Raw genomic sequence first — 10,678 nt, forward strand, 5'->3', positions numbered from 1 at the left:
GGTGGTCGCCGTGTCCCGGAGCTCCAGCTCCACCCCCGGCAGCGGCCCGCCGATGCAGTTGGGCTTGGCCCGGCCGGTGGCCAGGGTGCTGGCGACCACGGGGGAGGCCTCGGTGAGCCCGTAGCCCTCCCAGACGGTGACGGCGGCGCGGTCGCGCATCGCCCGCCAGATGTCCTCGGGCAGGGGCGCGGCACCCGAGGACGCCATGCGCATGGCCGCGAACCCGCGGCGCAGGGCGGCGTCGTTGCCGAGAGCGTCCGCGGCCGCCAGCCACGCCTGGTACATCGGCGGGGCGCCGGGCACCGCGGTCACCTGCTCGTCGGCCATCACCGTGAGCGAGACGACGGGGTCGAAGGTCTCCTGCAGCACCGCGCACGCGCCCGTGGCGGCGACCAGCCCGAACCCGGCGTTGAGCCCGTAGACGTGGAACAGCGGCAGGACCAGGAGCACGCGGTCGTCCTCGCGCACCGGCGGGGGCGTCATGGCGAGGCACTGCTCCTGGTTCGCCCGCAGCGCCGCGGCGGTGAGGATCGCGCCTCGGGGGCGGCCCGTCGTCCCGCTCGTGTACGCGAGGAAGGACGGTGCCGTGGGCTCGTCGGGCGGCTCGGGCGCCGGCCCGTCGGCATCCGGCGGACCGGCGCAGACGGGGACGCCGCCCACCGGCGCCCGGTCGGCGGCGGTGACGAGCAGGGCGGCTCCGGAGTCGCCGAGCACGTACTCGAGTTCGGGATCGGTGTAGGCGGTGTTCACTGGGACCACGACCAGCCCCGCCCGCAGCGCGCCGAGGGAGGCGCGCAGCCAGTCCAGCCCGTTCGGCAACTGGACGGCGACGCGGTCGCCCGCCGCGAGCCCGTGGGCCGCGAAACCGGCCGCCGCCCGGTCGACGGCAGCGTCGAGCTCGGCCCAGCTCAGTCGCCGGTCGCCGGCGACGACCGCGGGGGCATCGGGGCGGCGCCGTGCCGCGGCGCGCACCAGCGCGGCCAGCGACGTGCCTACCTCTTCCACATCTCCTCCGTTGGAGCTGCTGCAGTGCTGACCACCGACGCGCACCGACGGGTGCATCCGGGCAGGCTCGCGTGGACGGGCTGGGGCGATGTTGTCACCATGGGGCGAGACCCGCAGCACGCGCGCCCGTTCCCCGCCGGGCGCGCAGGGGGAAGACGTCCAGGTCCGCGGGCTGACGAGGAGGTCGATCGCCCGCATGGCCCACCCCCTGGACGCCGAGCGGGAGGCCGCCCAGGCCCCGCCGTCGCCGGCGCCCGGGCGGAGACCGGTGCCCTTTCCCCGGCCGTCCCCCGCGCCCGCGCCCGCCGTGGCGGAGCCGGCCCCGCAGGAGCCGGCCGAGGAGCCGAACTTCGCCGTTCCCCCCGACCCCGACGGCGTGGACGTCTGGGCGCTGGTGCGCCGCGCCCAGGACGGGGACGCCGAGGCGTTCGGGGAGCTCTACGACCACTACGTGACGATGGTCCACCGGTACGTCTACCACCGGGTCGGTGACCGGGCGACGGCCGAGGACGTCACGAGCGAGACCTTCGTGCGGGCGCTGCGCCGCATCGACTCGCTGTCGTTCCAGGGCCGCGACGTCGGCGCCTGGCTGGTCACGATCGCCCGCAACATCGTCCTGGACCACGTGAAGAGCAGTCGCTACCGGCTCGAGGTCGCGACCGCCGACATGCGCGACGCCGACCAGGCGACCGACGGACCCGAGGACGCGGTCGTCCAGCACCTGTCCAACCGGGAGCTGCTCGCGTGCGTGCAGCAGCTGGGCAGCGAGCAGCAGGAGTGCATCGTGCTGCGCTTCATCCACGGCCTCTCGGTGTCGGAGACGGCCGAGATCATGGGCAAGAAGGACGGCGCCATCAAGGCGCTGCAGCACCGCGCCGTCCGTCGCCTGGCGGGCATGCTGCCGGACGGTCTGCGATGACCGGAACGGGGATCGTCGGGGCCGTAACCGAATACCGTGCCCCCTCGTTGGGTGGGGTGCAGCGAGGTGCAGAGACCATGTCGGGGCTCGTGGGCTCTCTCGCCACCACGGGGACCGGAGGCAGGGCATGAGCGTGCGAGACCGCGAGGAGGCCGTCGTCGCGCGGCTGCACGAGCTCGCGCCGCAGCTCGACGGCGAGCCCGATCCTGCCTTCCGCGCGGCGACGCGGGCCCGGCTGGTGGCCATGGCCGCCGTCCGGACGCCTGCCCCGGAGCCGGTCACCGGCTTCAGGCGCCTGCTGGCCGCCCGCGCGGCCGACGCCCCGCCCGCCCGCTGGCGCGCCCGGCTGACGGCCGGCCTGGCCGGTGCGGCGATGGCGGTCACGGCGACGGCGACCCTGGTGGCCGTGTCGACCGACGCGCAACCCGGCGACGTCCTCTACGGACTCAAGCGCGGCACCGAGCAGACGCAGCTGGCACTGGCCGGCGACACCCGCGGTCAGACGCTGCTGGACTTCGCGAGCACGCGGCTCGTCGAGCTCGAGGAACTGGTGGACGACGGCCCGACGGCATTGCCGCTGGCTCCCGCCGGTCCTGCGGAAGGCACCGTCGTGGCGGCCGGTGCCGACCCGGTGCTCGTGCTGGACACGCTGCGGACCATGGACGACCAGACGACGCAGGGCGCCGCGTGGCTCACCGAGCGCGCCGTGACCACCGGTGACGCAGGACCGCTCGAGGACCTCGCCACCTGGTCCACGGGGCAGTCGACCCGGCTGACCGCGCTGGCGCCCCGGCTGCCGGCCGAGGCCGCGGACGAGGCGGCGTCCTCGCTGGCGCTGCTGTCGGACATCAGCACGCGCGTGACCGGGCTGCGGCCGGCGCTCGGGTGCGCCGATGGCCCGTCGGTCAACGGCGCCGACGCCCTCGGCCCGATCCCGGGACTGTGCGTCCCCGAGCAGGCGGCGACTCCGCCGAGTGCGGGCGGGACGGGCACGACCCCCGCCCCGGTCCCCGGCGCTCCGACCGCGACCCTTCCCCCGGGCACGGTTCCCCTCCCGGGCGGTGTCCCGGACCCGGGCGGGACGACAGGCGGGGGTGGCGGATCGGAGAGCTCCGGCGGCACCGGCGGCGGTGTCGAGGTGCCGACGGGCAGCCTCCCGATCCCCGTCCCCTCGCTGCCGGTGCCCACGCTGCCGGTGCCCTCGCTGCAGCTGCCGCTGCCCGGCACGAGCGGCGCGCAGGGCTCGTCCAGCGCCGGCTCGCCGTCCTCCGGCCTCCCGCTGCCGTCGGTGAACCTCTGCCTCCCGCCGCTGCCGGCGATCGGCACCTGCTGACCGCCCGACCGCGGCCGAACGGCGATCGAACGCCCCGCTAGGGTCGGACCGTGGCCCGACTGACCCTGCTCGGACGACGGTCCGGGCGTGCGGTCGCGGACGTGGACGAGGAGACCCGCGCGCATGTCGCCGGTGCCGCGTCGGCCGCTGCCGCGGAGGTCGCCGGCCCGCCCACCATCCACCCGGACCTGACGGGTGCGGCGTTCTTCGACGTCGACAACACGATGATGATGGGCGCCTCCCTCTTCTGGTTCGCCCGTGGGCTGGCCGCCCGGAAGTACTTCACGACCCGGGACATGGCCGGCTTCGTGTGGCAGCAGGCGAAGTTCCGCATCGGCGGCAACGAGGGCAACCCGGACGACATGCACACCATCCGCGAGAACGCGCTGGCGTTCGTCGCGGGCCGGTCCGTGTCGGAGATCGTGGCGGCCGGCGAGGAGATCTACGACGAGCTGATGGCCGACCGCATCTGGGCCGGGACCCGGGCGCTGGCCCAGCAGCACCTCGACGCCGGCCAGCGGGTGTGGCTGGTGACCGCCACTCCGATCGAGCTGGCCAGCATCATCGCGCACCGGCTGGGGCTGACCGGGGCCCTCGGCACCGTGTCGGAGGTGGTCGACGGCAAGTACACCGGGCGCCTGGTCGGCGAGCTCATGCACGGCCCGGCCAAAGCGGAGGCGGTCCTGGCTCTGGCCGAGCGGGAGTGCCTCGACCTGGCGCGGTGCACGGCCTACAGCGACTCGGCCAACGACCTGCCGATGCTGTCCCTCTGCGGCGGCGCCGTCGCGGTCAACCCCGACACCGAGCTACGGGCGATCGCCCGGGCGCGCGGCTGGACCATCCGCGACTTCCGCACCGGCCGCAAGGCCGCGAAGATCGGCGTCCCGACGGTCGCCGCCGCGGCGCTGTCCGGCGGCCTGGTGGGCGGCGCGCTGGCGCTGCGGAGGCGCAACAAGTTCCCGTTCTAGCCGAACACGCTCTTCCGCTGCAGGAGCAGCTGGTAGAGCGAGTGCTGGATGGTCTCGCGCACCTGGTCGGTCAGGTTGAACACGAGCATCGGGTCCTCGGCCGCGGCCGGCCCGTAGGACGCCGTCTCGATCGGCTCCCCGAAGGCGATCAGCCACTTCGACGGCAGCGGCACCAGCCCCAGCGGGCCGAGCACCGGGAAGGTCGGCGTGATCGGCAGGTACGGCAGTCCCAGGAGGCGGGCCGCCGTCTTCGCGTTGCCGATCATCGGGTAGATCTCCTCGGCGCCGACGATGGCGCACGGGATGATCGGGACGCCGGTGCGCAGAGCCGCTGTGACGAAACCCCCGCGGCCGAACCGCTGCAGGGTGTAACGCTCGCGGAACGGCTTGCCGATCCCCTTGAAGCCCTCGGGGAAGACGCCGACCAGCTCGCCGGTGCGGAGCAGCCGCTCGGCGTCCTCGTTGCAGGCCAGCGTGGTGCCCATCTTGCGCGACATCGAGCCGATCAACGGCAGGTCGAACACCAGGTCGGCGCCCAGCAGGCGGAGCCGGCGCCGGGCCGGGTGGTCGTCGTGCAGCGCGACGGTGGTCATCAGCGCGTCGACGGGGATGGTGCCCGAGTGGTTGGCCACGACCAGCGCGCCCCCGTCGGAGGGGACGTGCTCCAGCCCCTGGCTCTCGACGCGGAACCACCGCTCGTACAGCGGCCGCAGGATCGGGAGCAGGAGGTGGTCGGTGAGGTCGGGGTCGAAGCCGAACTCGTCGGTGGAGTAGTCGCCGGTCACGCGGCGGCGGAGGAACTCCAGCCCACCTGCGAGCTGCTCCTCCCAGCCGGGGGGCGCCGCCGGGGGGACGTAGGCGTCGTCGTCATCGGGACGCAGCTGGATGACGCGGGCCTCAGGCATCGCGCACCGCCCGCAGACCCGGCGTCGGCGGGGCCGGCCGCAGCCGGTCGCCGACCGCGGACGCGGTGTCGCCGGCCCGTTCCAGGATCGACCGGACCCGGCCCGCCACAGAGTCGACGAGCTTGGGCGACAGCACCGGTGGCACGGTGCGGGCGTAGTCCGCCAACGCGGCCTCCGTCGTGTAGCGGGGGGTGTAGCCGAAGTCCTCGCGCAGGACGGTCGTGTCGACGACGCGGCCGAAGTTGAGGAACCGCATCTGCTCCGGCGAGTAGTCCACGAAGCCGAAGCGGCGCGAGAACCGGCCGACCGAGCTCAGGGCCGGCGAGGGGATGGGCACCTCGAACCGGCCGAGCCGACGGATCGCCTGGGAGAGCAGCAGCGTGCCGCGGCCGCCGACGTTGACCGTGCCCAGGAAGTCACCGGTGGTGGCGCGGGTCAGCACCGCCAGGGCGTCGTCCTCGTGCAGCAGCTGCACGCGGGCGTCGTAGCCGAGTGCGGTGGGGACGACGGGCATCCGGAAGAACCCGGTCAGCAGCGAGTCGATCCGCGGGCCGATGAAGTTGGTGAAGCGCAGCACCGCGACGTCCACGTCGGGACGGCGCCGCGCGAAGGCACGCACGTAGCCCTCGATGTCGAGGCTGTCCTTGGCGAAGCCGCCGGAGGGCACGGCCCTGGCCTGCATCGCCTCGGTGAAGACCGCGGGGTCGCGGGAGGAGGCGCCGTACACGGCGCTCGTCGACTTGAGCACGAAGCGCCGCACCGACGGCGCCCGCTGGCAGGCGGCCAGCAGCTGCATCGTGCCGATGACGTTGAGTTCCTTCATCGGCCCCCGCCCACCTGAACCGGCGGGGGTGGAGCTGATGTTCATGTGCACGACCGTGTCCACCGACGCCGCCGTGATGACCTTGCCGATCAGCGGGTTGCGGATGTCGGCGCGCACGAACTCGGTGCGCCCGAGCCGGCGGAGCATCTCCTGCGACGGCGGGACCGTGTCCACGCCGATGACCCGCGCGATGGACGGGTCGGCCGCGAGCTCGGCCGCCAGCGCACCACCCAGCCACCGGCTGACACCGGTGACGAGGACGACCGCAGGCGGCACGAGCGTCAGCTCACTTCTTGTTGCGACGCTGAACGCGCGTCTTCTTCAGCAGCTTGCGGTGCTTCTTCTTCGCCATCCGCTTGCGCCGCTTCTTGATGACCGAACCCACGTGGTGCTCCCGACGTCGTCTTGTTGGTGATCAGCTCGACCGCGACCCCCGGGCCCCCTGAGGGGCTGCCCGGTGTCATCCGGCGACCGAGCGTACCGGCCGCCCCGCGGCGACGACACGGTCGCCCTCCGGGCGACACCGCGGCCCGTGCCGGCTCCTGTCGGGCGGAGCCGGCCCCTCGCGCCTGCGCGAACCCCTCCAGGGCCCACTCGGCGCGACACAGCGATCGGGCGACGACGTTGTCGCCTTCGGTCTCTCAGGCGATGTCGGTGTACGCGTCGCGCAGGTAGTCCTGCACGGCGCGCTCCGGGACGCGGAAGGAACGGCCCACGCGGACGGCGGAGAGCTCGCCGGCGTGGACGAGGCGGTACACGGTCATCTTCGAGACGCGCATCATCGCGGCGACCTCGGCCACGGTCAGGAAGGTCACGGCGGCGCGGGGGGCGGGGACGCTGGGGCGGCCGACGGGCATGGCGGCCGGGTGCGGGGCGCCGACGGGGCGGGCCATCGTGGCGGCCATCGGGCGGCCGATCGGACGCGGGCCGGGCACACCGGGGCGGGCCATGGCGGGGACTGCTGAACGCTGGGGCATGGTCATGTCTTCGTCTCCGGACCTAGCTCACGTCGTGGCGCCGGCTTCCCCACCGGCAACTGAACACGCATGCGCTGGTACAGAGAGTAAGGGGACAGACGTGACTGGTGCGATGGTTGAATCGAACAGGCGGACCGGTCCGTCCTCGGCAGAAGTACACCTATGAAACCCCGGAGAACTGTTGTGCGGCGAGTTTCGCGACACCGTCACGATCCGATGACGGACAGTGCTGGAGATCTGTCGACATGTGGGTTACGGTGCCCGGCTGCCGGACGCACGGGACCCACTCGCCCCACAGCCCCCGCGCGTCAGCCCTTGTCCCCGCCGAGCTCCACCGAGCGGGCGTAGGCAGCCTCGATCGCGGCCATCAGCGCCGCGCGCACCCCGTGCCGCTCGAGCTCGCGGACGGCGGCGATCGTCGTCCCCCCGGGGCTGCTGACCGCCTCGCGCAGCTGCACCGGGTGCTCCCCCGAGTCGCGCATCATCACCGCGGCGCCCAGGGCCGTCTGCACGATCAGGTCGGCGGCCAGCGCGCGCGGCAGTCCGAGCAGGATGCCGGCGTCCACCATGGCCTCGACGAGGTAGAAGAAGTACGCCGGGCCGCTGCCCGACAGTGCGGTGACCGCGTCCTGCTGGCTCTCCGGCACCCGCCGCACCTGGCCCACGGCGGCGAGCAGCGCCTCGGCCTCGTCGAGGTCGGCCTCCTCCGCGTGCGCCCCCGCGGACAGCACGCTCATGCCCTCGTCCACCAGGGCCGGCGTGTTCGGCATGACGCGCACGACCGGCACACCGGCGGGCAGGGCGGCCTCGATCCGCCGGGTGGGCACGCCGGCCGCGACGGAGATGACGAGGTGCGCCGCGTCGACGTGCTCGGCGAGGGCCTGCAGGAGGACGTCGATGTCCTGCGGCTTGACCGCGAGCAGGAGGACCCGCGCCTGCGCAGCGGCCTCGCCCAGCCCGACGGCACCGACGCCGTACTTCTCGGCCAGCTGCGCGGCCCGCTCCGGGCTGCGCTCGCACACCAGCAGCCCGTCCGTGCCGCCGCGCCGGATCAGCCCGGACAGCAGCGCCTCGCCGATCTTCCCGCCGCCGATGATCGCCAGGCCGCGGCGGCCGGTGGCGGTCACCGGCCGCCGCCGGTGCGGCCGGCGGTCAGGACGACACGGACGGCGTAGCCGCCGGCCACGAGCCGCTGCTGTTCCTCGGTCCGGACTCGATAGGGCAAGACGTGCTCCCAGCTGTCGGGCGAGCGGCCGTTCCAGGCCGCCCGCTCACCGGCGATGGCGATCAGTCGCGGCGAGGACGCCGCGATGCCTGCATGGCCGTCGCCGGCCATCAGGATGGTGAGGCAGCGGACGAAGGTGCGGTCGGCGGCGCGGCGGCCCGCGACCAGCCGCACCCGCCGGTCGCTGAGGGTCCGGCAGCGCGCCTCCGCGAGCGGCTCCTCCGCCCGGACGACGACGCGCACGCCCGGCAGGTCGCGGGCGAGGCCGTCCACCGCCGCGGCGGGGCCGGACAACGCGACGGGCATGCCGGACGCGGCCACGAGATCGCGCACCAGGGCGGGCCCCAGCCGGTCCACGTCCAGCGTCACCTCGCAGTGCGGTGCCAAGCCGCTGTCGGTGAGCCGGGCCGCCACGTCGTCCCCGGGCAGCTGCTCGAAGGCCACCGCGCACCCGTCCGCAACGAGCCCACGGACGACCTCGACCGGGTCGGCCGTCGACGGGCGGGTCCGCACGAACACGTCCGGAACCGTAGTGCGCCGGTGTGTGCCCCGGTGGGGCCACGGGTAGCGGCGGCTGCATGGCAGGAGAACTTGACGGGATGAAGGTGGCGGTGCTGGCCACGGACGGTGTCGAGCAGATCGAGCTCGACCGGCCGTGGCAGGCCCTCGAGGAGGCGGGCGCCGAGCCGGAGCTGGTGTCCCTGGAGAGCGGCTCGATCACCGCCTACGACCACATCGACAAGGCCGACACGAAGAAGGTGGACGCCCTCGTCAGCACCGCGGACCCGGACGTCTACGCGGCCCTCGTCCTCCCCGGCGGCGTCATCAACGGCGACTTCGTGCGGGCCGACGCCGACGCCGTCGCGTTCGTGACGTCGTTCTTCGACGCCGGCAAGCCGGTCGCCGCCATCTGCCACGCGCCCTGGGTGCTCATCGAGGCCGGCGTGGTCAAGGGCCGCCGCATGACGTCGTGGCCCTCGCTGCAGACCGACCTGCGCAACGCGGGCGCGGACTGGGTGGACGAGGAGGTCGTCGTCGACGGCAACCTGACCACCAGCCGCAAGCCCGACGACCTCGACGCCTTCACCGCGGCGATCGTCGAGCAGTTCGCCCGCGGCGAGGAGGACGTCGCGGTCGGCGACGACGACGAGGGCTGAGCCGGCCCGTCAGGAGCCGGCGAGGAGCCCCGCGGCCGGTGCGATGGTGAGCAGCGTCCCGGCGAACACGAGGACCGTCAGGAGGCGGGCGCCGACGGGTTCCCGCCCCTGCCGCTGCCGCCACAGGCCCACCCCGCCCACCAGCCCCGTGACCGCGAGGGGCGCCAGGAGGACGGCGAGGTAGGGGACGTTCTCCCAGAGCAGGGTGGCGGCGAAGTACACACCCACGCCGGCGGCCAGCGCGATGACCAGCTCGCCGAGGAAGCGCAGCCACGCGAGGGCGCTCTCCTGCGGGGTGGCGTCGAGGTCGTCGTCCAGGTCGCCGATCTGGTCGGCCCGCACGACGGGGATGGGGCCGGTCGACGGGTGCGACTCGACCGGGGCGCGCGAGGCCGTGCGCTGGGCGGGGGGGTCGGCGGCGCGGCGCGTCTGCACGGGGCCGCTGGGCATCGTCCCGACGACGGGCACACCGGGCTTGCGGTCCGGCCGCAGCCCTGGGATGGCCGCCGTCGACGGACCGCCCTCGGCCCGGCGTACGTCCCGCGGATCGGCGGCCGGACGCCGCTCCGAACCGGCGCGCGGCGCGGCCCGGCGCTCGACCGGCGGCGCCTCGTCGGCGGACCGGTCGCTCTTGCGCCGTCCCAGCTCGGGACGTCCCGAGGCGGCGGCCTCGGCGCGCCGCTGGCGGATGCCCGTCTCCTCCGGGTCGTCCCAGGAGCGGCGGCGGGCAGCCCGGTTCGCGGACTCGATGCCCGCCTCGCGGAGGATCTCGGCGAGCGATCGGCCTCCCGTGTCCGGGTTCCAGTCCGGATCGGCCATCACGCCCCTCCCAACGAGTCCAGCCTGCGCAGGATGACACCCTCGCGCAGCGCCCACGGACAGATCCGCACGAACGTTACGTCCAGTGACCGCATCGCTGCGGCAGCCACGACCGCGCCCGCGGGAACCTGGTGCGCGCGGTCGGGTGACACCCCGCGCAGCTCGGCCAGTGCCGAGGACTCGATCCGGGACACGAAGCCCACCAGCTGCTCCAGCCCGTCGAGACTGAGCTCCCGCGGCACCTGCAGGCCGGCCGAGTAGGGGGCGGCGCCGGTGAGACGGGCCAGCGTGCGGAAGGTCTTGCTGGTGGCGGCCACGAGGTCGGGCGGCCCGAGCTTCTCGATCTTCTTCGCCGCCGGGGAGAGGAGCTCCTCGGCGTGGGAGCTCAGCTTTCCGAGCGCGGCCAGGTCCGGCCGTCCGCCGACCTGGGCCTCCGGCAGGAAGCGCCGCGTCATCCGCCCGGCCCCGAGCGGGAGCGACAGGGCGACGTCAGGGTCCTCGTCGACGCCGCACGCGATCTCCAGCGAGCCGCCGCCGATGTCGAGGA

Annotated in this window: 12 protein-coding genes and 1 pseudogene; 4 read left to right on the forward strand and 9 right to left on the reverse strand. The window is 74.4% G+C overall.

Translation table 11 applies throughout. The features are described from left to right. On the reverse strand, nt 1-1,005 hold a 1,005-nt coding region (locus E4P40_RS23115; protein WP_167762353.1), incomplete at its 3' end, for an AMP-binding protein. Between the two features lie 196 nt (nt 1,006-1,201). Between E4P40_RS23115 and E4P40_RS23120 the strand changes: the two genes are divergently transcribed. The 3 genes from E4P40_RS23120 to E4P40_RS23130 all read left to right on the forward strand — a co-directional run bounded on the left by E4P40_RS23120 (nt 1,202) and on the right by E4P40_RS23130 (nt 4,225). Beyond that, complete coding sequence (locus E4P40_RS23120) at nt 1,202-1,924, forward strand: sigma-70 family RNA polymerase sigma factor (protein WP_135160733.1); 723 nt, start codon at nt 1,202-1,204, stop codon at nt 1,922-1,924. A 127-nt stretch (nt 1,925-2,051) separates the two neighbouring features. Then, nucleotides 2,052-3,257 carry a DUF5667 domain-containing protein gene (locus tag E4P40_RS23125; RefSeq protein ID WP_135160734.1) on the forward strand — a complete coding sequence of 402 codons (1,206 nt, stop codon included), beginning with the start codon at nt 2,052-2,054 and terminating at the stop codon, nt 3,255-3,257. 50 nt (nt 3,258-3,307) lie between these two features. Next, a complete protein-coding gene (locus E4P40_RS23130) occupies nt 3,308-4,225 on the forward strand; it encodes an HAD-IB family hydrolase (protein WP_135160735.1) in 918 nt (305 codons plus the stop codon). Here E4P40_RS23130 and E4P40_RS23135 read toward each other — a convergent pair. From E4P40_RS23135 to E4P40_RS23160, 6 genes are all read right to left on the reverse strand, one after another. Further along, nucleotides 4,222-5,130, reverse strand: a complete 909-nt coding sequence (locus E4P40_RS23135) for a lysophospholipid acyltransferase family protein (RefSeq protein ID WP_135160736.1) — start codon at nt 5,128-5,130, stop codon at nt 4,222-4,224. The two genes, E4P40_RS23130 and E4P40_RS23135, sit on opposite strands and share 4 nt — an antisense overlap. Continuing rightward, nucleotides 5,123-6,229, reverse strand: a complete 1,107-nt coding sequence (locus E4P40_RS23140; RefSeq protein WP_135160737.1) for an NAD-dependent epimerase/dehydratase family protein — start codon at nt 6,227-6,229, stop codon at nt 5,123-5,125. The genes E4P40_RS23135 and E4P40_RS23140 overlap by 8 nt, the downstream gene beginning before the upstream one ends. A gap of 10 nt (nt 6,230-6,239) precedes the next feature. Further along, a complete protein-coding gene (locus E4P40_RS23145; protein WP_012854759.1) occupies nt 6,240-6,338 on the reverse strand; it encodes an AURKAIP1/COX24 domain-containing protein in 99 nt (32 codons plus the stop codon). Nucleotides 6,339-6,594: 256 nt separating this feature from the next. Beyond that, complete coding sequence (locus E4P40_RS29155; RefSeq protein WP_245160536.1) at nt 6,595-6,936, reverse strand: helix-turn-helix domain-containing protein; 342 nt, start codon at nt 6,934-6,936, stop codon at nt 6,595-6,597. 302 nt (nt 6,937-7,238) lie between these two features. Then, complete coding sequence (proC, locus tag E4P40_RS23155) at nt 7,239-8,057, reverse strand: pyrroline-5-carboxylate reductase (RefSeq protein WP_135160738.1); 819 nt, start codon at nt 8,055-8,057, stop codon at nt 7,239-7,241. After that, nucleotides 8,054-8,674: a hypothetical protein gene (locus tag E4P40_RS23160; protein WP_135160739.1), complete on the reverse strand. Its 621-nt coding sequence runs from the start codon at nt 8,672-8,674 to the stop codon at nt 8,054-8,056. Before E4P40_RS23160 ends, proC begins: the two co-directional genes overlap by 4 nt. A 59-nt stretch (nt 8,675-8,733) precedes the next feature. On the opposite strand from E4P40_RS23160, the gene E4P40_RS23165 reads away from it, so the two are divergent. Next, nucleotides 8,734-9,312: a type 1 glutamine amidotransferase domain-containing protein gene (locus E4P40_RS23165; RefSeq protein ID WP_135160740.1), complete on the forward strand. Its 579-nt coding sequence runs from the start codon at nt 8,734-8,736 to the stop codon at nt 9,310-9,312. Between the two features lie 9 nt (nt 9,313-9,321). Here the strand turns inward: E4P40_RS23165 and E4P40_RS23170 are convergent, their stop codons facing one another. After that, nucleotides 9,322-10,131 (reverse strand): hypothetical protein, encoded by an 810-nt coding sequence (locus E4P40_RS23170; protein ID WP_135160741.1) that lies wholly within the window; start codon nt 10,129-10,131, stop codon nt 9,322-9,324. After that, a pseudogene (locus E4P40_RS23175) lies at nt 10,131-10,678 on the reverse strand (hypothetical protein); the annotation flags it as partial. The pseudogene E4P40_RS23175 and the gene E4P40_RS23170, both read right to left, overlap by 1 nt.

Source organism: Blastococcus sp. CT_GayMR20, assembly GCF_004570345.1.